This is a genomic window from Bradyrhizobium sp. SZCCHNR1053 (genome assembly GCF_032381235.1).
GTDB lineage: Bacteria > Pseudomonadota > Alphaproteobacteria > Rhizobiales > Xanthobacteraceae > Bradyrhizobium.
Map to the genome: position 1 here is coordinate 1 of NZ_JAUHJM010000012.1, position 21,585 is coordinate 21,585.

The following is a 21,585-nucleotide window of genomic DNA, read 5'->3' on the forward strand; positions in this document are numbered from 1 at the left end:
CCGGCTCCAGCATGGAATTTGAATCAGAAGTTCACCGACTCGGGAATCCTGATTCCGGCAAAAAACATCACGCTCTAAAGCCGTCCCCGCCTCACTCCGAGCAGCAGTAGGGAATAGCGTTGCCGTGCATCATCGTCACCGCAACGCCGTGGCTTTCGCCTTCGGCTTGGCTCCGGCCGGCTCTGCCGTCAGCCGGATTCCCATCGCGACGATGATCCGCAGCACGGTCGCGAATTCGGGGTTGCCGTTTTCGCCAAGGGTCTTGTAGAGCCCCTCCCTGGTCACGCCGGCGGCCTTGGCGACCTGGCGCATGCCCTGCGCCCGGGCGACGAGATTGAGCGCGTCGCGGACCTCGGCGGGATCGCCGTCGGCGAGCACCATGTTGAGATACTCCGCGCGGGCGGCCGGTGTGCGAAGGTGCTCAGCGGCGTCGAACTTCTTCAGCCTGCTGACTTTCATCCTCAATCCTCCAGTGTCGCGGCGATGTCCTGGGCCTTCCGGATGTCTTTGTCTTGGGTCCGCTTGTCGCGCTGCGGCAGACCGGCCCCCCTCGCATCTCCCGGTGGCCCGTGCTATTTTATGGATATGACCGACGCTACCACCCGTGCAATGCCTTCCGCGCTGCCGCCGAGCGAAGCCGAGCTTGCCGAATGGCAGGCTTTGAGCCGCGACGAGCAGCTCGCGCGCTACCGCGAAGTGCTGCAGCATACCGATTGCGCGCGCATCAGCAGCTCGACCATGAGCGATATTCGCGCCGAGGCACAACGGCGGGCGGCGGCTCGCCGTGGCTGAGTTCAAGCTCTCAGCCCGCGCCGAGGCTGATCTGCTTGAAATCTACGATTATACGAACAGCACTTTTGGTACGTACCAAGCCGACGCCTACCATGCCGGGCTTGAGCGGACGTTCGATCTGCTGGCGAATTTTCCGCGGATCGGTGCGAGTGTGGACGATATTGCGCCCGGGCACCGGCGGTTTCGGTTCCAGGCGCATATCGTGTTCTACACCGAAGATCGCGACGGCGTCGTGATCCGCGCCATCATGCATCACTCGCGCGAGATCAGGCCCGATCTGTTCGATTGATCGTCCTCACAGCCACGGCGCCGGCGTATCCATCGCGATCAGCTGCTCGACCTCGATGCGCGGCCTGATCACCGCTGACTGGTCGCCCTTGACCAGGACCTCGGGCACCAGCGCGCGGGTGTTGTAGGTGCAGGCCTGCACCGCGCCGTAGGCGCCTGATGTCATGATGGCGAGGAGGTCGCCGGGCTTGGGCTCGGGCAGCGTGCGGTCGAGCGCGAGGTAGTCGCCGCTCTCGCAGACCGGGCCGACGACGTCGGCAGTGAAGGACGGCGCACCCGGCGCGGGCTGGATCACCGGCAGGATGTCGTGATGCGCCTCGTACAAGGTCGGCCGGATCAGGTCGTTCATCGCGGCGTCGATGATGACGAAGTTCTTGGCCTCGCCGTGCTTCACATAGATCACCTTGGCGACGAGGATGCCGGCATTGCCGACGATCATGCGGCCGGGCTCGAACATCAGGGTGCAGCCGAGATTGTGGCTGACGCGCTTGACCATGGCGGCATAGGCCGCGGGCTCCGGCGGCACCGCGCGGTCCATGTGATAGGGGATGCCGAGGCCGCCGCCGAAATCGACATGGGAGATGTCGTGGCCGTCGGCGCGCAGGGTCTGCACGAACTCGGTCAGGATGCGGAAGGCGGTCTCCATCGGGCCGAGATCGGTGATCTGGCTGCCGATATGGACGTCGACGCCGGTGACCTTGATGCCGGGCATCTTCGCCGCGCGGGCATAGACGCGGCGCGCGTGCTCCAGGGGAATGCCGAACTTGTTCTCCGACTTGCCGGTCGAGATTTTTGCGTGGGTGCCGGCATCGACATCCGGGTTGACGCGCACGGAGATGCGGGCGGTGTGACCCGTTTCGACGGCGAGCCGCGCCAGCAGATCGAGCTCCGGCTCGGACTCGATGTTGAGGCAGTGGATGTCGGCCGCGAGCGCGGCGCGCAGCTCGGCCTCGGTCTTGCCAACGCCGGAGAACACGATCTTGCGCGAGGGGATGCCGGCCGCCAGCGCGCGCTTCAATTCACCGCCGGAGACGACGTCGGCGCCGGCGCCGAGCTTCGCCAGCGTGCGCAGCACCGACTGGTTGGAGTTGGCCTTCATCGCGTAGCAGATCAGCACGTCCTGGCCGGTGAAGGCGTCCGCGAACACGCGGTAGTGCCGCTCCAGGGTCGCGGTGGAGTAGCAGTAGAACGGCGTGCCGACGGTGGCGGCGAGGGAGGTGAGATTGACGGCCTCGGCGTGCAGCACGCCGTCGCGGTAGTCGAAATGATTCATGGGTCTGATCCGCGCACGGGGCCGCGAGAAGGTTGATTGTGGCGGCGAATTGCCGGGAAATGAGCCGGAATGTCAATTGAAGCTGCCGTCCTCGCCGAGGCACAGATGCCGCGCCGTCCGGGCCTCATGGTTCGAGACGCGCCGCGCGCGGCGCTCCTCACCATGAGGGTGGAGATCTCGCCGGGGGCCAGGTCGCGCCACAAGTTCAGTCCTCGTCCTGAGGAGCCCGCCGGAGGCGGGCGTCTCGAAGGACGGTGGCGGCCTAGGTGCCTGCGCAGGCGTCGGTCGGATGCGATCTCCCCCGGAGAAGGGGTGGTGCCCGTCGCGGGCGCGTCAGCCGCTATTTGCTGTCGAGCAGCGGGTCGAGGATGAAGGGTTTCTTCTGGCCGCGGGTGGCGGCGGGGGCGGCGTCGGCGCCGTAGCCGGAGTTGAACAGGCCGGGCTTGTTCGCAGCTTCCGTCGCGGTGTCGGCGGGAGCGGCCGACATCTGCGGCGCCGGCGGGGAGTTGGCCGGCAGGTCCAACGGGCCCTTGCGCCCGCAGGCGGCGAGCAGAAGGGCTGCGGCGCCCATGACCAGAAGGGCGCGGGCTACGGACAGCGGACGGCGACTGCGATTCACGTGTGAGATCCCCATGCGGGCGGCACCATACAGAGATTGACCGGATGTGGCGAGTGCCGGAGAGCCACGCCACGCCGGTCAAATTTCAGACAGCAGCCCTACTTTCGCTGTTTTTCCAGCCGCTTCAGCCAGCTCTTGGCCTGCGCGGCCACGTTCTTCGGCGCGGTGCCGCCGTAGCTGGTGCGGCTCTTCACGGACGCCTCGACCGAGAGCACGCCGAGAACCTCGGCTGATATCTTCGGCTCGACCTCCTGCATCGCCTTCAGCGGCAGCTCGTGCAGGGCGACGCCCTGCTTGGCGGCGAGCGCGACGATGCGCCCGGTGACGTGATGGGCCTCGCGGAACGGCATCTTCAGCGTGCGCACCAGCCAGTCGGCGAGGTCGGTCGCGGTGGCGTAGCCCTCGCCGGCCGCGGCCTTCATCCGCGCCTCGTCGGGCACGAGGTCGAGCGCCATGCCGGTCATGGCGCGGATCGCGAGCGACAGCGCCGCGAACGCCTCCATCGCGCCCTGCTTATCCTCCTGCATGTCCTTCTGGTAGGCGAGCGGCAGGCCCTTCATCACGATCAGCAGCCCGTTCAGCGCGCCGATGACGCGGCCGGTCTTGGCCCGCACCAGCTCGGCGGCGTCCGGATTGCGCTTCTGCGGCATGATCGAGGAGCCGGTGGTGAACTTGTCCGACAGCTTGATCAGGCCGACCAAAGGCGAGGTCCAGATCACGATCTCCTCGGCGAAGCGCGACAGGTGCACGGCGCAGATCGAGGCGGCCGACAGGGTCTCCAGCACGAAATCGCGGTCGGACACGGCGTCCAGCGAATTGGCCATCGGGCGCTCGAAGCCGAGCGCCTCGGCGGTGGCGTGGCGGTCGATCGGGAACGAGGTGCCGGCCAGCGCGGCGGCGCCCAGCGGCGACTCGTTGAGGCGCTTGCGGGCGTCGAGGAAGCGGCCGCGGTCGCGCCCGGCCATCTCGACATAGGCCAGCAGATGGTGGCCGAAGGTGACGGGCTGGGCGGTCTGCAGATGGGTGAAGCCGGGCATGACCGTGCCGGCGTAATCGAGCGCGCGGGTGGCGAGGGCGTGCTGATAGGCCGCCAAGCCAGCGTCGATGTCGTCGATGGTGTCGCGCACGAACAGGCGGAAGTCGGTCGCGACCTGGTCGTTGCGCGAGCGCGCGGTGTGCAGGCGGCCGGCGGCGGGGCCGATCAGCTCGGAGAGCCGGCTCTCGACATTCATGTGAATGTCTTCCAGCGCCCGCTTGAACTGGAACGACCCCTTGGTGATCTCTGACAGAATCGTGTCTAGACCCTTGCCGATATTTTTCGCATCAGTCGCGGTGATGATGCCCTGGGCGGCGAGCATCGCGGCGTGCGCCTTGGAAGCGGCAATGTCCTGTGCGTAGAGATGGCGATCGACGTCGATCGAGACGTTGATGTCCTCCATGATCGCGTCGGGACGCTCCGAGAACCGTCCGCCCCACATCTTGTTGCTCATGCCTGAACCGCTCTTAAGACCTTGCTGACCGCCATGGGATGGGACACACCGTCCGGCGCCGCCCCGAAACTCGCGCTCCTGATAGCCGCAACCGACCCGAGATGACAAACGATAAGCCTGACCCGTCCCCTGCCCGCCCCGCCCGCTCGCGCCGGACGCTGCTCGCGGCCAGTGCCGTCGCGGTCGTCGCCGCGGCTGGCATCGCCGCGGTGGCCTTTGGCGGATTGCTGAAGGGACGGCCGTCGGGCGACCAGGCGTGCCAGGCGGCGGTCGCCACCGCCAAGCGGATCGCGCCGCTGATCAAGGGCGAGGTGGCCGCGCTGACGGCTGCGACGGCGCCGCTGCGGCTGCCGGATCTGGCGTTCGAGGACAGCTCGGGGGCGCCGAAGAAACTGTCGGATTTTCGCGGCAAGACGGTGCTATTGAACCTGTGGGCGACATGGTGCGTGCCGTGCCGCAAGGAGATGCCGGCGCTGGACTCGCTGCAGGCCAGGCTCGGCGGCGACGATTTCCAGGTGGTCGCGGTCAACATCGACACCCGCGATCCGGAGAAGCCGAAGGCGTTCCTCAGCGACGCCAAGCTGACCCGGCTGGCCTATTTCAGCGATCCGAAGGCCAAGGTGTTCCAGGACCTGAAGGCGGTCGGCCGCGCGCTGGGCATGCCAACCTCGGTGCTGGTGGATTCGAATGGCTGCGAGATCGCGACCATCGCGGGTCCCGCCGAATGGGACAGCGCCGACGCGGTCAAGCTGATCCAGGCGGCGACATCGAAGGCGGCCGCGGGCCTGTAACCAGAGATATCAGGCCGCGATGTTGAGATTGCCGCCGACGCCGGGGCCGGCATTGGCGAGCGACAGCGTCTGCTGCGCGCCGCCGAGCAGCGTCATGACGGCATCCTTCTGGGCGTTCAGGTTCTGCTTCATCACCGACGTCGCGACCTGCTGCTGAATCGCACCCGTCTGCTGCGCCATGACCGCAGCCACCAAGCTCATATCCATACGCGCTTACCTCTCTGGGGCACACGCTAGCCGAGGAGGCTTAACGAAGCGTATCGAGGGAGCCGCGGTGGCGGGAAATTAGCGGGTCGGCACCGGCTTGGGGCCGCGGTAATCGTAGAAGCCACGCTGCGTCTTGCGGCCGAGCCAGCCGGCCTCGACATATTTCACCAGCAGCGGACACGGCCGGTATTTGGAGTCCGCCAGCCCCTCGTGCAGCACCTGCATGATGGACAGACAGGTATCGAGGCCGATGAAATCGGCAAGCTCCAGCGGGCCCATCGGGTGATGCGCGCCGAGCTTCATCGCCGCATCGATCGCCTCGACGTTGCCGACGCCCTCGTACAGCGTGTAGATCGCCTCGTTGATCATCGGCAGCAGCACGCGGTTGACGATGAAGGCCGGAAAATCCTCGGAGACGGCGACCTGCTTGCCGAGCCGTCCGACGAACTCCTTGGCCGCCTCGAAGGTGGCGTCGTCGGTGGCGATGCCGCGGATCAGCTCCACCAGCTCCATCAGCGGAACCGGGTTCATGAAATGGATGCCGATGAAGCGCTCGGGGCGGTCGGTGCAGGCGGCGAGCCGGGTGATCGAGATCGACGAGGTATTGGAGGCGATGATCGCCTCCGGCTTCAGCACCGCGCACAGATCGTGGAAGATCTTGCGCTTGACGTCCTCCTTCTCGATCGCCGTCTCGATGACGAGATCGCAATCGGCCAGGCCGTCGAGGGTTTCGGTGATCGAGATGTGGCCGAGCGCCTGATTGCGGGCCTCCTCGGAGATGACCTTCTTGGCCACCTGACGGGTCAGGTTGCCGTTGATGGTGGCCATGCCCGACTTCAACCGGTCGGCAGTGACGTCGTTGAGCACCACGTCGAGCCCGGCCAGCGCGGCGACATGCGCGATGCCGTTGCCCATCTGTCCTGCGCCGATCACACCGAGCTTGTTGATCTGAGCCATGTTGTCATCCACCCGGACGGCACGCCTGCTGCGCCCGTCCATGCCCTTGGAAGTGAGAACACCGGCCGCCGCGGTCCCATGCGGCCGGTGCCAGCAGCGTTATTTGCCGAGCTTGCCGAGCGCCTCGGTCAGCTCCGGGACCGCCTGGTACAGGTCGGCCACCAGGCCGTAATCAGCCACCTGGAAGATCGGCGCGTCCTCGTCCTTGTTGATCGCGACGATCACCTTGGAGTCCTTCATGCCGGCCAGATGCTGAATGGCGCCTGAAATGCCGACTGCGACATAGAGCTCCGGCGCGACCACCTTGCCGGTCTGGCCGACCTGCCAGTCGTTCGGCGCATAGCCGGCGTCGACCGCGGCACGCGAGGCGCCGACGCCGGCGCCGAGCTTGTCAGCCAGCGGCTCGATGTACTTGGCGAAGTTCTCGCGGCTCTGCATCGCGCGGCCGCCGGAGACGATGATCTTGGCCGAGGTCAGCTCGGGACGGTCGCTCTTGGCGACCTCCTCGCCGACGAAGGTCGACAGCGCCGGGTCGCCGGCCGCCGCGACGGTCTCGACCGACGCGCTGCCGCCCTCGCCTGCCGCGGCGAAGGTCGAGGTGCGCACGGTGATGACCTTCTTGGCGTCCTTCGACTTCACGGTCTGGATCGCGTTGCCGGCGTAGATCGGCCGCTCGAACGTATCGGGCGCGACGACCTTGATGATCTCCGACACCTGCATCACGTCGAGCAGGGCGGCGATGCGCGGCATCACGTTCTTGAAGCGCGAGGTCGCGGGCGCAACGATCGCGTCGTAGTTCGCGGCGAGCTTGACGACGAGGTCGGCGAGCGGCTCGGCGAGATCGTGCGCGTAGGCCGCATCGTCGGCCAGCAGCACCTTCTTGACACCGGCGAGCTTGGCGGCGGCATCGGCCGCGCCCTTGGCGCCCTGGCCCGCGACCAGCACGTCGACATCGGCGCCGAGGGCAGTGGCCGCCGTCAGCGCCTTGTTGGTCGCGTCCTTGATCCCGGCATTGTCGTGTTCGGCAATCAGCAGCGTGGCCATCAGAGCACCCCCGCCTCGGTCTTGAGTTTGTTGACGAGCTCGGCGACGTCCTTGACCTTGACGCCGGCCTTGCGGCCCGCCGGCTCGGTGGTCTTGAGCACCTCGAGCCGCGGCGTGAGATCGACGCCGGTGTCGGCGGCGGTCTTCTCGGCGATCGGCTTCTTCTTCGCCTTCATGATGTTCGGCAGCGACGCATAGCGCGGCTCGTTGAGGCGCAGGTCGGTGGTGACGATCGCCGGCCCCTTCAGCTTCACGGTCTGCAGGCCGCCATCGACCTCGCGGGTGACCTTGAAGTCGGAGCCGTCGACCTCGAGCTTGGAGGCGAAGGTCGCCTGCGCCCAGCCGAGCAGCGCCGCCAGCATCTGGCCGGTCTGGTTCGAGTCGTCGTCGATCGCCTGCTTGCCGAGGATGATCAGGCCCGGCTGCTCCTCCTGGGCGACGGCCTTGAGGATCTTGGCGACCGCCAGCGGTTCCACGTTGCCCTCGGCCTTGACCAGGATGCCGCGGTCCGCGCCCATCGCGAGCGCCGTGCGGATCGTCTCCGAGGCCTGCGCGGGGCCGATCGAGACCACCACCACCTCGGTCGCCTTGCCGGCTTCCTTCAGCCGCAGCGCTTCCTCGACGGCGATCTCGTCGAACGGATTCATCGACATCTTGACGTTGGCGAGCTCAACGCCCGATCCGTCGCTCTTGACGCGGACCTTGACGTTGTAATCGACCACCCGCTTGACCGGCACCAGAACCTTCATCGATCCTCTTTCGCTCTAAATTGTCCGGGGTTGACCTTTCGGGCGCGGAACCTAAAGCCCCCATCCCCCCCGGTCAACGCGCGACGGGCGAAAAAACGCAGGCCCGCACGCCGCCGGGTTAACGGTTTTGCCCGGGCACCCACAACACGTCGCCGGCGCCGTTCCGGTTCGCGGCCCGGCTCGCCACGAACAGGAAATCCGACAACCGGTTCATATAACGAATGGCGGCCTCGCTGACCGGCTCGTCGGGCTTGCCGGCGAGCTCCGTCATGATCCGTTCCGCCCTGCGGCAAATGGTACGCGCCACATGCAGATGCGCCGCCGCCGCGGTTCCCCCGGGCAGCACGAACGACGTCAGCGGCGAGAGCCGTTCGTTCAGCGTATCGATGTCACGCTCCAGGCGGTCGACCTGGCTGGCGACGACGCGCAGCCGCTCCGCCTTGCCCTCGCGCTGCGGCACGGCCAGATCGGCGCCGAGGTCGAACAGATCGTTCTGGATCAGGCCGAGCATCGCATCGATCTCGGGCGCATCGGCCAGATGCAGCCGGACCACGCCGATCGCAGCGTTGGTCTCGTCGACGGTTCCATAGGCGGAGACGCGCAGATCGTACTTGGGACGGCGCTCGCCATTGCCGAGCGCGGTCGTGCCGTCGTCACCGGTCCGCGTGTAGATGCGATTCAGGACCACCATGCTGCTTCTCAACGTCCGTTTCTCGACGCCTCGGCGTCTCGGTCTCAGCGCCCCATCGCCCAGATCGCCGCCATGGCAATGACGACCGCGACGAACTGCAGGATCACCCGCCAGCGCATCAGCTTCTGCGACAGGTTCGGCGAGCCGCCGCGCGTCATGTTGACGAGGCCGAGAAACAGCACAAGGGCGACCGCGCCGACGGCGATGGGAAGGATGAATTTACCGAGAAGTGAAGCCATCGGGGCTAGATAACACCGCAGACGCAAGAGCGCCATGGCGGATCCGCGCGGCCGGCGCTGCAACTTCTGGCTTTTGGACCCGTAATATCGGATTGTACAAACCAAGTTTCTTTTGCGGAGTGCAGGGACAGGTGAAGGCGCTTCGCTACATCTTCCACGTCGTCATGGACGCGTTCTACACCTTCCTCGCCGACGACGGCTGGGCGATCGCCAGCCATATCGCGCTGTCGACCCTGATGGCGCTGTTTCCGTTCCTGATCGTCCTGACCTCGCTCGCCGGCTTTCTCGGCTCCAAGGACCTGGCCGACCAGGCCGCCACCTTGATGCTCGAGACCTGGCCGGCGCAGGTGGCGGATGCGCTGACCGGCGAGATCCACGACGTGCTGACCACGACCCGGACCGATGCGCTGACGATCGGCGCCGTGCTCGCGGTCTACTTCGCCTCGAATGGCGTTGAGGCGCTGCGGGTCGCGCTCAACCGCGCCTATGGCGTAATCGAGCAGCGCCGCTGGTACTGGCTGCGGCTGGAATCGATCGGCTATACTCTGGTCGCCGCGTTCACCGCGCTGGCGATGTCGTTCCTGATCGTGCTCGGCCCGCTGATGCTGGCCACCGCCCGGCGCTATTTGCCGCTGGCGGTCGAAGCCAACGAGCGCTTCGTCAACCTGTCGCGCTACGGCATCACCATCAGCGCGCTGATCGTCGCGCTATTCATCCTGCACGCCTGGCTGCCGGCGGGCCGGCGCAGCTTCATGCAGATCGTGCCCGGCATCGTCTTCACCTTCGTCGCCTCGCTGGTGTCGGGCATCGTGTTCGGCCAGTATCTGGCGCGCTTCGCCAACAACTACGTCACGATGTATGCGGGGCTCGCGTCGGTGATCATCGCGCTGGTGTTCCTGTATTTCATCGCCGCGATTTTCGTGTATGGCGGCGAGTTGAACGCCTCGATCATCAAGTCGCGGCTGCCGCGCGGCGTGTCGCTCCAAGAAGCGCAGTCGCTAGAGCCCGCGGCGAAACGGGCTTGAGCAGGAACGCGTCCGCGCCGGCAGCGCGCGAGGCCGCCTCGTCCTCGCCGCGTCCGGACACGCCGATGATCGGGATAGTCCCTTGGGGCGCGTCCAGCTTGCGAATGCGAGCAATCGCCTCGACGCCGTTGATGCCGGGCAGCACCATGTCCATCAGCACCGCATCGTAATTGCCGGCCGCGATCCGCTCCGGCGCCGCCTCGCCACGGCCGATGAACTCGGCCTGGTGGCCGAGCTCGTTGAGGATGGTGTTGAGCACCACGCGGCCGAACGGATTGTCCTCGACCCCGAGGATGCGTAACGGCCTCGTGGGCGCCAAGGCTGCGCCATTCTCCGATCCGCCTGCCGTGTTGCGCGGCGCGGCCGCAACGGTCAGCGTCACGGTCAGCGTGAAGGTCGTGCCGCCGCCTTCATGCGGCGCCACGGCGACGTCGCCCCCCATCGCGCGCGCCAGCTGCCGGACCGAGGACAGACCGAGGCCGGCGCCACCGAAGCGCGAGGCGATCGAGACATTGGCTTGGCTGAACGGGCGGAACAGCCGCTTGATCTCCTTCAGGGTCAGGCCGATGCCCGAATCCGAGACGTGGAAGGCGATCGCGGCGCGGCCCCTGCTCGCGCCTCGGCCTGCGCCCGTGCTCGGCTTGCCGCGACCGCCGCGACGTGCGGGAACGACCTCCAGCGCGACGCCGCCCTGCTCGGTGAACTTCACCGCATTGTCGATCAGGTTCTCCAGCGCAGCGCGCAGCCGCACGGGATCGCCGAACACGAGTCCCGGCAAGTCGTCGGAGACGTGGACCTTGACATCCAGCCCCTTGGCGGCGGCGCGGCCCGACAGCGAGTCTCCGGCGGCCCGCGCCAGCACGCGCAGATCGAACAGATCCTCACGCAGCAGCGCGCCGGCGGTCTCGTCCTTGGCGGCATCGACGAACAGGGTGGCGAGGCTCGACAGATGCTCCGCGCCGGCCTTGATCGTATCGACCCAGCGCCGCTCGCGCTCGCCGAGCTCGGAGGTGGCAAGCAGGTCGCTGATGGCGAGAATGCCTGTCAGCGGCGTCCGCACCTCATGGGCGAACACCGCCAGCGCGGCTTCGACGACCCCTGGTGATCCGGCGCCAGCCCTGGGCACTGACTTGGCGGCTTCGGGCTTCCTCACTCCGGACTTGGCCGCGCTTCGCCGGCTCCCCGCCATCGCCGTGACCTGAGGAACGTGCTTCTTGAGCGGTCGCGCCTTGGCGCGCTCCTTAGCCGGCGCCGCCTTCGCGGCCTTGGTCTTCGGCGGTTGTGTCTTCGGCGTTTGTGCTGCGGACGACGGCATCCTCACAGATGTCGTCCTGGAGGACGCCTTTTCAGCGGGCGCTCTGGACGCGCCGGCGGGCCTGGGCGCAGCCGGCTTGGCCGGTCGGGCCCGACGCCCCGTACTCATCTTCCGAACGCGCTTCATCATGGCCCCTGTGACATGAACTCCGAAAAACGAAGGGGCACTTGTACTGTCATGTCTCGTCGTGCCGCTTTCGATTGAAGCTCCCGATTACCCGCGCCATTGAGCAGCATGGCACGGTCGTTTCCGGGTGTCACGATGCCCCGGAGGTTGTCCCCGCCGGAAACATTCGGAGATATCAGGGCTGCGGACAGGACACGGCTAGACCATGCCGATCCTGTGTCGGATTTCCGTCGGCGAGACGCCTTCCGCGCGCAAGGCGCGCAATCCCGTCGCCTGGGTGGACTTGGACAGCTTGTGGCCCTGCGCGTCGCGAATCAGTTGGTGATGCCGATAGGCCGGGGCCGGCAGGCCGAGCAGGACCTGCAGCAGCCGGTGGACGCTCGTGGCATGAAACAGGTCCTGTCCACGCACCACCTCCGTCACCCCCTGCAGGGCGTCGTCGATCACGACGGAGAGGTGATAGCTGGTCGGCGTCTCCTTGCGCGCCAAGACCACATCCCCCCAGGCCTCCGGCCTTGCTTCGACCCTGCCACTCTCGCCCCAAGGCCCGGCGCCATACTCGTCCCAGGCCGCCCGGCCCGCGCGCGCGACCGCGGCGGCCATGTCGAGCCGCAAGGCATAGGGCGCGCCGCCGGCCATCAGTGCCGCACGGCGCGCTCCGGAGAGCGAGGTCGCGGTCCCCGGATAGAGCGGCGCGCCATCCGGATCGCGCGGCCACCTCCCCTCTGCATCCCGTTGCGCGACCATCCGCGCGACCTCGGCCCGGCTCTCGAAGCTCGGATAGACCAGCCCCATGCCCTGCAGCCGCTCCAGCGCAGCGCGGTACTCGGCGAGGTGCTCCGATTGCCGCCGCACCGGCTGCTCCCAGGCGATGCCGAGCCAGGCGAGATCCTCATAGATCGCCTGCTCGAACTCGGGGCGGCAGCGGGTCGGGTCGATGTCCTCGATGCGCAGCAGCAAGCGGCCGCCGCTCTGCTGCGCGCATTGGAAGTTCAACAGCGCCGAAAAAGCGTGGCCGAGATGCAGATAGCCGTTGGGGCTGGGGGCGAATCGGAAAACGGGTGGCATGTCATCTCGTCCTTGCCGGACTTGAGCTGGCGTGGTCCGACGATCATTCTTCGCGGGCTCGTTCGATCCGAGATGGATACGCGGGTCAAGCCCGCGCATGACAATGGAAAAGGTCGCACTGAGATGACCCTTCACCTCGATAGCCAGGACATCCTCGAGGATGCGATCCGCGACCTGGTGAAGCAGGACGCGCGGCTGGCGCCGATCCTCGCCGCCGCCGGCATGCCGGCGCTGCGGCGGCGCGAGCCAGGCTTTGCCGGGATCGCGCACATCGTCTGCGGCCAGCAACTGTCGACCGCCAGCGCAGCCGCGATCTGGGGCCGGCTGCAGGCGGCATTCGATCCCTTCGATGCCGACGCCATCCGCCGCGCCCGCGCCGACCGGCTGGGACGGCTCGGTCTCTCTGCGGCCAAGATCAAGACGCTGAAGCACATCGCGCGCGAGCTTGGCGCCGGGCGGCTCAATCTCGACGTGCTCGCCAATGAGGACGCCGATGCCGCCCACGCCACCTTGACGACCCTGCCCGGCATCGGACCGTGGACCGCCGACGTCTACCTGCTGTTCTGCCTCGGCCATGGCGATGCCTGGCCGGCCGGCGACCTCGCCGTGCAGGAGGCGGTCAAGGTCGGGCTCGGCCTTGCGACGCGGCCAACGGCCAAGCAGATGATGCCGCTCGCGGAAAGCTGGCGGCCACTGCGCGGCGCGGCGGCGCATCTGTGGTGGAGCTATTACCGCGTGCTCAAGAAGCGCGAGGGCGTCATCGCATCGGCGAACTAACAACTCCGGCGAACGCCGTTTCAAACAAAGTTGGGATTGCAAAACGGTCATCGATGTCGGCCAGGATCGCACCACGACGCACATCATCGAACGGCCGAGGTCTTCATCATGCAATCGTCCGACTTCATCGTCACACGCAGCGATCTGCAGCAGTGCAAGACGATCGTCACCGAGATTCCCGATGGCGACGCGCTTCCTGCCGAGGCGCTGCTGGTGAAGGTCGACCGCTTCGCCTTCACCGCCAACAACATCACCTACGCGCTGCTCGGCGAGCAGTTGAAATATTGGCAACTGTTTCCTGCGCCCGACGGCTTCGGCATCATTCCCGTGTGGGGCTTCGGCGACGTGATCGCCTCCCGCCATCCTGCCGTCGCGGAAGGCGAGCGCCTGTTCGGCTACTTCCCGATGGCGACGCATCTCGTCATCGAGGCCGCCGATGTCGGCAAGCGCGGCCTGCGCGACGCGGCCGCACACCGGCAGGGCGTCGCGCCGGTCTACAACGCCTATGCGCGGGTCGGCGACGATCCCGCCTTTGCCGGACGGCACGGCGATCATCAGGCCCTGCTGCGCCCGCTGTTCATGCTGTCGTTCCTGGTCGACGACTTCCTCGCCGAACAGGCTCATTTCGGCGCAACGACCGTGATCCTGTCCTCGGCCTCGAGCAAGACCGCGTTCGGACTCGCCCACCTCCTGCATACGCGGCGCAAGGACATCCGCGTGATCGGGCTGACCTCGTCATCGAATGCCGCCTTCGTCCGCTCGCTCGGCTGCTACGACGAGGTCGTGACCTACGACGCGGTCGACATGCTCGACGCGACGTCGCGCGCGGCCTTCGTCGACATGGCCGGCAATGCCAGTCTGCGCGCCGCGCTGCATCGACACTACGGCGACAACCTCGTCTATTCCGGCCGCATCGGCCTGACGCATCAGGACGGCAGCGATGATGTCGAGACGCTTTCCGGCGCCCGGCCCACCTGGTTCTTCGCGCCTGACCAGATCAGGAAGCGCGCCAAGGAATGGGGACCGGGCGGCATCGAGGCGCGGCTCGGCGCGGCGTGGCGGGACTTCGCTCCGCGGCTCGACGGCTGGCTCACGATCACGGAAGGACGCGGACCGGAGGCCGTGCAGCGCGTCTATCTCGACACCTTGCAAGGTCATATTCCGCCGCATCAGGGCCACATGCTGACGATGGCGACGTAACCAGGTTTTCACCCGCGACCAAAGCCGTGTAGCGTTGCCAGGACTGAGGTTGCACGGAGGCAGGGAGGCGAGGCGATGTCCATTCTCGGAACGGGCAATTTCACCTATCGCGTCGTCAAGGACTGGGCCAGGCTGCCCGAGGGCTGGGCGCTGACCGACGTCGCCTCGGTTGCCGTGGATAGCAAGGACCGCGTCTACGCCTTCAACCGCGGCACCCATCCGATGATCGTGTTCGACCGCGACGGCAATTTCATCAAGAGCTGGGGCGAGGGCCTGTTCAGCCGCGCCCACGGCCTGTCGATCGACAGCGACGACAATCTGTACTGCACCGACGATGGCGACCACACGGTGCGCAAGTGCACCCCTGACGGCAGGTTGCTGCTGACCATCGGCCTGCCGGAGCACCCGACCCCGTTCATGAGCGGCGAGCCGTTCAACCGCTGCACCCACACGGCGCTGTCGCCCTCGGGCGAGATCTACGTCTCCGATGGCTATGGCAATGCGCGGGTCCACAAATACACGCCCGACGGCCGGCTGATCCGCAGCTGGGGCGAGCCCGGCTCCGATCCCGGCCAGTTCAACATCGTTCACAACATCGCGACCGATGCCGATGGATTCGTCTACGTCGCCGATCGCGAGAACCACCGCATCCAGATCTTCGACGGCGACGGCCGCTACGAGATGCAGTGGAACAATCTGCACCGGCCCTGTGCGCTGTGTGCCTGCGGCGCCGGGCGCAGGACCTTCATCATCGGTGAGCTCGGTCCGGGCATGCCGGTCAACCTCAACGTCCCCAATCTCGGCCCTCGCCTGACCATCACGGATGCTGGCGGTCAGCGGCTGGCGCGGCTGGGCGGCGAGCACGGCCCGGGCCTGGAAACCGGCCGTTTCCTGGCGCCGCACGGCCTCGCGATCGACAGCCGCGGCGACATCTATGTCGGCGAGGTCGGCGTCACCAATTGGAGCACAAGCTTCCCGGACCGGCCGATGCCCGCCGAGGTCAACATCCACCGCTGCCTGCAGAAGCTGGAGCGTGTCCAGGCCTGACGACGCCTCGCCAGCCAGTTGGGGCGGCGACCGCAGATCTGCGACTGATTTGCAGTGCAGCTGCAAACCGCTCTGCCGCCGTTTTGACGCCTTTCGGGCGCCGCCTCGAAAGACGGGAGAAGCCGTGTCAAGCCATTCTTGGGGCTTCACAATCCCGTCACGCTGCATGTAGTATGTGAGGGCATGCTGCTTCGCAGCCGTTATGGAGGCCAGGAGCGTTACTTGAACGCACATGTCTCGCAAGGCGGTTGGCCGGTGTTGGTGCTGAACGCGGACTTCCGGCCGCTGAGTTATTACCCACTGTCTCTCTGGTCGTGGCAAGACGCGATCAAGGCGGTGTTCCTCGATCGCGTCAATATTGTCGAGTACTACGACAGAGCGATCCGAAGTCCCTCCTTCGAGATCCAGCTGCCCAGCGTGGTTTCGCTGAAATCCTTCGTGAAGCCGACGACGCATCCGGCCTTCACCCGCTTCAACGTCTTCCTTCGCGACCGCTTCGCCTGCCAGTACTGCCACTCCGGCGACGACCTGACCTTCGACCACGTCATTCCCCGCAGCAAGGGTGGCCAGACCACCTGGGAAAACGTCGTCGCCGCCTGCTCGCCCTGCAATCTGAAGAAGGGCAATCTGACCCCGCAGCAGGCCAAGATGTTCCCCAAGCAGGCGCCCTACGCGCCGACCGTCCACCAGCTCCATCGCAACGGCCGGCTGTTTCCGCCGAACTACCTGCACGACAGCTGGCTCGACTATCTCTATTGGGACACCGAGCTCGATCCGTAGCGGATCGGCGCTTTGTCGTCGTCGTTGGACCTCTGTGAAATGGCGGAAGCGCGCTCGCACGGCCGTGCCGGCTGGGGGTGATCGATGTCCGACGTCGACGACCACCGGCTCGATCGGCCAGACGGCTCGCCGAATGGCTCGGCCGTCCGGCGGTATAATGGGCTGGATTAACCCCACCTTAGGCCCCTGTTCAGCATGCTCCTACGTCGCCGCGTTGGGCGCCGCCATGGCTGCCCGCTTCCGTCACCGATTCAGCAGGGCCGTCCGTTCCGCGCATGCAGACCGCAATCACCGAGTGCAAAGCGGCGGCGCTCGCGAAAGCCCAGGCAGCGAGCTCGCTGCAGAACATTTCCCTGACGCTGTTCGCCAATGTGGCGATCGCAACGTCGCTGGCGCTGTTGCTGTATCTCAGAGAGGGAGGCACGCTCATCTTCTGGTGGCTGGCAGCCGCCATCACCTTCGCGGCGCTCCGCGCTGGATGGGTGTCGTACCTGAAGTCTTCCGGACGGATCGAGCGCGATCCACGGCGCGTGCTGCGCAATCTCACCATCATGGCTTTCGCCAGCGGAGTGCTGTGGGCGATCGTCCCGCTCGCGCTGCCGGCCTTCTCCCGCGCGCACAACGTCAACGACGTCGTCTTCATCATGGCCGGCACCACCACCGGCGCCATCATCCAGAGTCTTGCTTATTCGCCGATGGCGATCGCCTTCGGCGCGCCGCTGATGGGCTCGACCGTGTTGCGGATGCTGATCTCGGGCAGCGACGTCGACTACATCGTTGCGGTCGACGTCGCATTCCTGACCTTCATGCTGTTCCGCGCATCGCGGCTCGGCGAGCGCAACTTCATTGCGAGCCAGAATACCGCCATCGAGGCGACGGTGCTGGCGGAATCCGTCGCCGAGGCCAACCACGCCCTGGAGCGCCTGGTTCGCACGGACTCGCTCACCGGGCTCGCCAATCGCAGTCACTTCCGCACCGTGGCCGCCGCGGCCTGCCGTTCCGGACGTGGGGTCGCATTCCTCCTGATCGACGTCGACAACTTCAAGACCATCAACGATACGCGCGGCCACGACGCCGGCGACCGGGTCATCCAGGCCGTGGCCACCCTGCTGCAGTCCGCCTGCCACGCCGACGATCTGCCGGTTCGCCTGGGCGGCGACGAGTTCGTGGTCGTCATGCAGGGTGACGATGTCGCGAGCCGATCCGTCGCACTCGCCGAATGGCTGATGGCCGCCCTCACGCAGCCGCTCGCGATCGCGGGCCAGGTGCTGCCCGTCAGCTGCTCGATCGGCATCGCGGCGCATGCGGAAGGCTCGATCGATCTGGAAGAGCTCTCCGCCCGCGCCGACGTCGCGCTGTATCGCGCCAAGGACGACGGTCGCGGCTGCATGCGCGTGTTCGACGCCAAGATGCAGTCCGAGCTGACGCTGCAGCGCCGGCTCGATGCGGAGCTCCCCGCCGCGCTGGCCCGCCGCGAGCTGCACGTCGAATTCCAGCCCCAGGTCGCGATGGCCACGCAGGAGGTCATCGGCTTCGAGGCGCTGCTGCGCTGGAAGCACCCGAGCGCCGGACTGATCCCGCCGCCGGACATCGTGTCCGCAGCGATCCGATTGCGCCTGTCCAGCCAGCTCACGGAGTTCGTGGGCGAGCGCGTCTGCGCGTTCCTGCGCGCGCTCGACCGCAAGAAGGCGCACGGCATCCGGGTATCGATCAACGTCTCGCCGCGGGAATTCCCGCTTCACTCGCCGGCGCAGACCCTCAAGACCGTCTCCGAGCGCTACGGCGTCGATCCCCACCGGATCGAGATCGAGGTGACCGAAGAGGCGATGTTCGACCCCAAGCGCTGCGCCGACGAATTGAAGCTGATCGACCAATACGGCTTTGGTCTTGCGATCGACGATTTCGGCGTCGGCCATTCCTCGATTGCCAACCTGATGGCGGTCGAGATCGACACCATCAAGGTCGACCGCTCCTTCATCCACGGCATCGCCAGCAATCGACGGGATCAGCAGCTCGTCGCCGCCATCACCGCGGTGGCGCTGCCGCTCGGCCACCGCATGATCGCCGAGGGCGTCGAGAGCGAGGCGGATGCCGAGTGCCTTCGCATGCTCGGCTGCTCCTATGGACAGGGCTGGCTGTATGGCAAGCCGATGAAGGAGGACGACGCCATCGCGTGGCTCGTCCAGCATCGCAGCGGTGCTGCTGCCGCGGTCGAGCGCTTGCCGCGCAGCGCGTAGGTGCGGCGCGGACGTCGCGCTCACGGATGGACCAGCACATCGGCAAGACCATGGGCAAGGCTCGGTCCGAAGGCGCCGGCCCACGCGGCGGCGATGACGAGGACGAGTCCGGGGACGAGACGCAGGGCGAAGGACGACCCGCCGCTGGTCCACGCCACCACGATCTTGCTGATCGTGTTCGTCGACAGCGCCGCGAGCACCGGAGCCACGGCATCGGCCGCGCCGATCTTGCCCGATGCGGTAAGCGCAGCCGCGGCCACCGCCGGCGCATGGGTATCGACGAGACCGGCGACGGCGGCGCTCGCCACCAGGCCGGCTTCGCCGAACGCGTCGCGCAACGCGGCCGACAGCACCAGCACCGCAGAGATCGTCAGCGCCAGCAACAGCGCGCCCGGCAGGCTGAAGGCGTGTCCGGGCGGCAGGTCCGCGGCGCCACTCTGCCGCAAGCCGACGATCGTGAAGATCGCACCGTAGATCGCCGCCGCCGCGCCGGCACATAGCAGCGGAACCAGCAGCGCCTGCAGCGCCGGCAGACTGGTGACGGCCAGCACCGCGGCGAGCTGGGCGATGGTCGCGACGGTCGACAATGTCGCGCCCGCAGCCGCGGCACCGCCAAGCTCCGGCGCCTTGCGCGCCCGCGCGCCCATCGCGCCGATCGTCGCCGTGCTGGAGACGAAGCCCGAGGCGAAGCCGGATATGGCGAGCCCGCCGCGTGCGCCGAGCAGACGCATCGAGACATGTCCGGCGGCACCGATCGCCATCATCAGGACGACGAGCGTCCAGATGCCGCGCAGATTGAGCGCGCCGTACGGACCGATCGGCTGATCGGGAAGCAGGGGCAGCACGACCAGCGTGGCCGCGGCAAAGATCAGGCCGTCCTTGAGCTCGCTCTCGCTGAGCACCGAACGGACGAAGTCGTGCAGCACCGGCCGGGCCGCCAGCAGCACCGCCAGCACGACGGCGACGCCCGCCGCCAGAGCAGGTTGCTCGGTGGCGAGGCCGCCGAGCAGGACGGTCAGGATCAGCGCCGCCTCCGAGGTCAGTCCCGGATCGTCGCTGCGCGAACGCCAATAGGCGATCGCCGTGAGGACCATGATTCCAGCGGTGACGATGGCCAGCAGCACCTTGCCGCCGATCAGCATGCTCACCGCGCCGGCCAGCGAGGCGACGGCAAAGGTCCGCAAGCCCGCGGGCGAGCGCCCGGGCCCTTCGCCCTTGCGACGCTCGCGCTCCAAGCCGATCAGCAATCCGATGCCGAGCGCGACGACGATCGCGATGATCCCAGGATTGAGGCTCATGACATCCGGCATCGACATGGTCCTGAATCACATCGCCGGGTCGACGCCGGGGACCATCGGGAAACATGATACATCGGGCTGACAGTTCCTTCCCGGCCGGCTCAAGGCGCGACGAACGCGCTGACGATCATCAGCATACACGTGATGAGACCGAGCGCAGGGACCCATAGCGGCACCCGCACATGGGCGGCCTCCGATCCGATGCACCGGATGCGAATACGCAGCAGGCACAGGTTAACGATCGCAAAGATCGTCAGCGTCGCGAGCGAGGTGCCTTCCGCCAGCCGCTCCAGCGGGAAGGCCAGCGCGAGAACCGCGACCGCCAGCATGACGAGCCCGGTTGCGATCAGCGGCGTTCCGGTGCGCGGATCGACGCGGCCGGCGATGCGCGGCAGGTCGCCCTGCCCCGCCATGCCATAGACGACGCGGGCCGTCATCGTCATCTGGGCGAGAATGGTGTTGAGCGTGGACACGATCGCGATCGCATTGAAGGTCGCTGGACTGATGCCCGCTACGGCATTGAACACCACGCTGAGCGGCGCGGAAGAGGCCGACAGCGTGCCCGGCGGCACGGCGGTCACCGCAATCGCTGCAATCAGCACATAAAGCACCGTGGTGATCAGCAGCGTGAGCGCCATCGCCCACGGAATGCTTCGCTGCGGGCTCTTGGCCTCTTCCACGACGTTGGCGAGGTCCTCGAAGCCGACGAAGGCGAAGAACGCGAGCAGGCCGGCGAACGTGATGCCTGAGAGAACGCCGAGATCGAGCGGCGGCGGCGTCAGCAAGGCAGGGCCGAACGCGACGCCGGAGTGAACGGCCGAAACGACGATCCACACCAGTCCGCCGGTCTCGATCAAGGTCAGCAGTCCGGCGAGCATCACCGATTCGAGAATGCCCCAGGACGCGACCATGCCGAGCGCGACCACGATGGCCATCGCGATCAGCGGCGTCGGCAGATCGATCAGTTGCCGGATGTAGCCGGCGCCGCCGAGCGTCACCGCGGCCGCCGCAATGATGCCGGTGGCGAGCCGCAGCGAGCCGACCGCCGTCGACAACAGCCGCGACTTGAATGCCGCGCGGGCATAGGCGGCTTCGCCGGCGCTCACGGGATAGCGGGTCGCAAGCTCGGCATAGGAGGCGGCGGTGAACGCCATCACGAACGCCGCCAGCGCAAAGGCCCAGGAGGAATGGACTCCCGCATGACCGGCGACCGCGCCGATCAGGACGTAGATGCCGGCTCCGACGGTTACGCCCGTGCCATAGAGGACCAGCAGCGGCAGTCCGAGCCGCCGCCGCAAGCCAGATGGAGGCACGATTGGATCTTGCGGCACCACGACGTCCATTCTTGATCCCAACGAACAACAGAGTTGTAGGGGCTTAAGGGAGCAAGCGCGAGCGCTCTTGATCTCGGTCAACCGGGACACGCGCGAGACTCTCTGGGCTGCGGCATTCGGCCGCCCGTCAGGACAAGGCGCGTCGCTGACGCACCGGCGCCAAATAGCGTTCGTGCACATGCGTCTGCCAAGACACGCGTCCGCGCTCCCGCGGCGCAATCCGCCCGAGCCGTGCTGA

The 21,585-nt window shown here is 67.0% G+C and carries 23 protein-coding genes; 9 read left to right on the top strand and 14 right to left on the bottom strand.

The genetic code is table 11. The features are described from left to right. Positions 1-135: 135 nt before the first annotated feature. Positions 136-459: an addiction module antidote protein gene (locus QX051_RS23690; RefSeq protein ID WP_315777785.1), complete on the bottom strand. Its 324-nt coding sequence runs from the start codon at positions 457-459 to the stop codon at positions 136-138. A 120-nt stretch (positions 460-579) separates the two neighbouring features. Here QX051_RS23690 and QX051_RS23695 point away from each other — a divergent pair, with 120 nt between their 5' ends. Then, a complete protein-coding gene (locus QX051_RS23695) occupies positions 580-792 on the top strand; it encodes a hypothetical protein (protein WP_315736212.1) in 213 nt (70 codons plus the stop codon). After that, complete coding sequence (locus tag QX051_RS23700) at positions 785-1,081, top strand: type II toxin-antitoxin system RelE/ParE family toxin (RefSeq protein WP_315736211.1); 297 nt, start codon at positions 785-787, stop codon at positions 1,079-1,081. The genes QX051_RS23695 and QX051_RS23700 overlap by 8 nt, the downstream gene beginning before the upstream one ends. A 6-nt stretch (positions 1,082-1,087) precedes the next feature. Here the strand turns inward: QX051_RS23700 and lysA are convergent, their stop codons facing one another. The 3 genes from lysA to argH all read right to left on the bottom strand — a co-directional run bounded on the left by lysA (position 1,088) and on the right by argH (position 4,462). Continuing rightward, entirely contained in the window at positions 1,088-2,353 is a 1,266-nt protein-coding gene (gene lysA, locus QX051_RS23705) for a diaminopimelate decarboxylase (RefSeq protein ID WP_315777786.1), read from the bottom strand. A 340-nt stretch (positions 2,354-2,693) separates the two neighbouring features. Next, positions 2,694-2,987 carry an LPS translocon maturation chaperone LptM gene (gene lptM / locus QX051_RS23710; RefSeq protein ID WP_315777787.1) on the bottom strand — a complete coding sequence of 98 codons (294 nt, stop codon included), beginning with the start codon at positions 2,985-2,987 and terminating at the stop codon, positions 2,694-2,696. A gap of 83 nt (positions 2,988-3,070) precedes the next feature. Next, on the bottom strand, positions 3,071-4,462 hold the full coding sequence (argH, locus tag QX051_RS23715; protein WP_315777788.1) for an argininosuccinate lyase: 1,392 nt from the start codon (positions 4,460-4,462) through the stop codon (positions 3,071-3,073). A 101-nt stretch (positions 4,463-4,563) separates the two neighbouring features. Between argH and tlpA the strand changes: the two genes are divergently transcribed. Further along, entirely contained in the window at positions 4,564-5,253 is a 690-nt protein-coding gene (gene tlpA, locus QX051_RS23720; RefSeq protein WP_315777789.1) for a thiol:disulfide interchange protein TlpA, read from the top strand. Positions 5,254-5,262: 9 nt separating this feature from the next. Here tlpA and QX051_RS23725 read toward each other — a convergent pair whose 3' ends face one another. From QX051_RS23725 to QX051_RS23750, 6 genes are all read right to left on the bottom strand, one after another. Continuing rightward, positions 5,263-5,460: a putative motility protein gene (locus QX051_RS23725; RefSeq protein ID WP_315736206.1), complete on the bottom strand. Its 198-nt coding sequence runs from the start codon at positions 5,458-5,460 to the stop codon at positions 5,263-5,265. A 78-nt stretch (positions 5,461-5,538) separates the two neighbouring features. Beyond that, positions 5,539-6,417: a 3-hydroxybutyryl-CoA dehydrogenase gene (locus tag QX051_RS23730; protein ID WP_315736205.1), complete on the bottom strand. Its 879-nt coding sequence runs from the start codon at positions 6,415-6,417 to the stop codon at positions 5,539-5,541. A 99-nt stretch (positions 6,418-6,516) separates the two neighbouring features. Continuing rightward, positions 6,517-7,461 (bottom strand): electron transfer flavoprotein subunit alpha/FixB family protein, encoded by a 945-nt coding sequence (locus QX051_RS23735; protein WP_315736204.1) that lies wholly within the window; start codon positions 7,459-7,461, stop codon positions 6,517-6,519. Beyond that, complete coding sequence (locus QX051_RS23740) at positions 7,461-8,210, bottom strand: electron transfer flavoprotein subunit beta/FixA family protein (RefSeq protein ID WP_315777790.1); 750 nt, start codon at positions 8,208-8,210, stop codon at positions 7,461-7,463. The genes QX051_RS23735 and QX051_RS23740 overlap by 1 nt, the downstream gene beginning before the upstream one ends. A gap of 118 nt (positions 8,211-8,328) precedes the next feature. After that, the gene (locus QX051_RS23745) at positions 8,329-8,901 is read right to left on the bottom strand and encodes a cob(I)yrinic acid a,c-diamide adenosyltransferase (protein WP_315736202.1); all 573 of its coding nucleotides are present in this window, start codon (positions 8,899-8,901) and stop codon (positions 8,329-8,331) included. Between the two features lie 44 nt (positions 8,902-8,945). Further along, complete coding sequence (locus QX051_RS23750; protein WP_015664263.1) at positions 8,946-9,140, bottom strand: twin transmembrane helix small protein; 195 nt, start codon at positions 9,138-9,140, stop codon at positions 8,946-8,948. 131 nt (positions 9,141-9,271) lie between these two features. Between QX051_RS23750 and QX051_RS23755 the strand changes: the two genes are divergently transcribed. Further along, positions 9,272-10,165: a YihY/virulence factor BrkB family protein gene (locus QX051_RS23755; protein ID WP_315736201.1), complete on the top strand. Its 894-nt coding sequence runs from the start codon at positions 9,272-9,274 to the stop codon at positions 10,163-10,165. Here the strand turns inward: QX051_RS23755 and QX051_RS23760 are convergent. Continuing rightward, positions 10,092-11,246 carry an ATP-binding protein gene (locus QX051_RS23760; RefSeq protein ID WP_409998136.1) on the bottom strand — a complete coding sequence of 385 codons (1,155 nt, stop codon included), beginning with the start codon at positions 11,244-11,246 and terminating at the stop codon, positions 10,092-10,094. The two genes, QX051_RS23755 and QX051_RS23760, sit on opposite strands and share 74 nt — an antisense overlap. Positions 11,247-11,804: 558 nt before the next feature. Further along, the gene (gluQRS, locus tag QX051_RS23765) at positions 11,805-12,674 is read right to left on the bottom strand and encodes a tRNA glutamyl-Q(34) synthetase GluQRS (RefSeq protein ID WP_315777792.1); all 870 of its coding nucleotides are present in this window, start codon (positions 12,672-12,674) and stop codon (positions 11,805-11,807) included. 123 nt (positions 12,675-12,797) lie between these two features. On the opposite strand from gluQRS, the gene QX051_RS23770 reads away from it, so the two are divergent. The 5 genes from QX051_RS23770 to QX051_RS23790 all read left to right on the top strand — a co-directional run bounded on the left by QX051_RS23770 (position 12,798) and on the right by QX051_RS23790 (position 18,715). After that, positions 12,798-13,451: a DNA-3-methyladenine glycosylase 2 family protein gene (locus QX051_RS23770; protein ID WP_315777793.1), complete on the top strand. Its 654-nt coding sequence runs from the start codon at positions 12,798-12,800 to the stop codon at positions 13,449-13,451. A gap of 108 nt (positions 13,452-13,559) precedes the next feature. After that, positions 13,560-14,651 (top strand): DUF2855 family protein, encoded by a 1,092-nt coding sequence (locus QX051_RS23775; protein WP_315777794.1) that lies wholly within the window; start codon positions 13,560-13,562, stop codon positions 14,649-14,651. 75 nt (positions 14,652-14,726) lie between these two features. After that, a complete protein-coding gene (locus QX051_RS23780; protein WP_315777795.1) occupies positions 14,727-15,698 on the top strand; it encodes a peptidyl-alpha-hydroxyglycine alpha-amidating lyase family protein in 972 nt (323 codons plus the stop codon). Positions 15,699-15,920: 222 nt separating this feature from the next. Further along, the gene (locus tag QX051_RS23785; RefSeq protein WP_009025578.1) at positions 15,921-16,478 is read left to right on the top strand and encodes an HNH endonuclease; all 558 of its coding nucleotides are present in this window, start codon (positions 15,921-15,923) and stop codon (positions 16,476-16,478) included. Positions 16,479-16,753: 275 nt separating this feature from the next. Next, a complete protein-coding gene (locus QX051_RS23790; protein WP_315777796.1) occupies positions 16,754-18,715 on the top strand; it encodes a putative bifunctional diguanylate cyclase/phosphodiesterase in 1,962 nt (653 codons plus the stop codon). 20 nt (positions 18,716-18,735) lie between these two features. Here QX051_RS23790 and QX051_RS23795 read toward each other — a convergent pair whose 3' ends face one another. Together QX051_RS23795 and QX051_RS23800 are read right to left on the bottom strand one after the other, a co-directional pair. After that, positions 18,736-20,031: an MgtC/SapB family protein gene (locus QX051_RS23795; RefSeq protein WP_315777797.1), complete on the bottom strand. Its 1,296-nt coding sequence runs from the start codon at positions 20,029-20,031 to the stop codon at positions 18,736-18,738. An 83-nt stretch (positions 20,032-20,114) separates the two neighbouring features. After that, entirely contained in the window at positions 20,115-21,326 is a 1,212-nt protein-coding gene (locus QX051_RS23800) for an APC family permease (protein WP_315777798.1), read from the bottom strand. Positions 21,327-21,585: the final 259 nt, after the last annotated feature.

Excerpts from the sequence above, each read along its gene's own strand:
- lysA (WP_315777786.1), bottom strand. The coding sequence starts at position 2,353 with ATGAATCATTTCGACTACCGCGACGGCGTGCTGCACGCCGAGGCCGTC.
- QX051_RS23695 (WP_315736212.1), top strand. The coding sequence starts at position 580 with ATGGATATGACCGACGCTACCACCCGTGCAATGCCTTCCGCGCTGCCG.
- QX051_RS23790 (WP_315777796.1), top strand. The coding sequence starts at position 16,754 with ATGCAGACCGCAATCACCGAGTGCAAAGCGGCGGCGCTCGCGAAAGCC.
- QX051_RS23775 (WP_315777794.1), top strand. The coding sequence starts at position 13,560 with ATGCAATCGTCCGACTTCATCGTCACACGCAGCGATCTGCAGCAGTGC.
- QX051_RS23735 (WP_315736204.1), bottom strand. The coding sequence starts at position 7,461 with ATGGCCACGCTGCTGATTGCCGAACACGACAATGCCGGGATCAAGGAC.
- QX051_RS23740 (WP_315777790.1), bottom strand. The coding sequence starts at position 8,210 with ATGAAGGTTCTGGTGCCGGTCAAGCGGGTGGTCGATTACAACGTCAAG.
- argH (WP_315777788.1), bottom strand. The coding sequence starts at position 4,462 with ATGAGCAACAAGATGTGGGGCGGACGGTTCTCGGAGCGTCCCGACGCG.
- QX051_RS23745 (WP_315736202.1), bottom strand. The coding sequence starts at position 8,901 with ATGGTGGTCCTGAATCGCATCTACACGCGGACCGGTGACGACGGCACG.
- lptM (WP_315777787.1), bottom strand. The coding sequence starts at position 2,987 with ATGGGGATCTCACACGTGAATCGCAGTCGCCGTCCGCTGTCCGTAGCC.
- QX051_RS23690 (WP_315777785.1), bottom strand. The coding sequence starts at position 459 with ATGAAAGTCAGCAGGCTGAAGAAGTTCGACGCCGCTGAGCACCTTCGC.
- tlpA (WP_315777789.1), top strand. The coding sequence starts at position 4,564 with ATGACAAACGATAAGCCTGACCCGTCCCCTGCCCGCCCCGCCCGCTCG.
- QX051_RS23780 (WP_315777795.1), top strand. The coding sequence starts at position 14,727 with ATGTCCATTCTCGGAACGGGCAATTTCACCTATCGCGTCGTCAAGGAC.
- gluQRS (WP_315777792.1), bottom strand. The coding sequence starts at position 12,674 with ATGCCACCCGTTTTCCGATTCGCCCCCAGCCCCAACGGCTATCTGCAT.
- QX051_RS23770 (WP_315777793.1), top strand. The coding sequence starts at position 12,798 with ATGACCCTTCACCTCGATAGCCAGGACATCCTCGAGGATGCGATCCGC.
- QX051_RS23725 (WP_315736206.1), bottom strand. The coding sequence starts at position 5,460 with ATGGATATGAGCTTGGTGGCTGCGGTCATGGCGCAGCAGACGGGTGCG.
- QX051_RS23750 (WP_015664263.1), bottom strand. The coding sequence starts at position 9,140 with ATGGCTTCACTTCTCGGTAAATTCATCCTTCCCATCGCCGTCGGCGCG.
- QX051_RS23730 (WP_315736205.1), bottom strand. The coding sequence starts at position 6,417 with ATGGCTCAGATCAACAAGCTCGGTGTGATCGGCGCAGGACAGATGGGC.
- QX051_RS23795 (WP_315777797.1), bottom strand. The coding sequence starts at position 20,031 with ATGTCGATGCCGGATGTCATGAGCCTCAATCCTGGGATCATCGCGATC.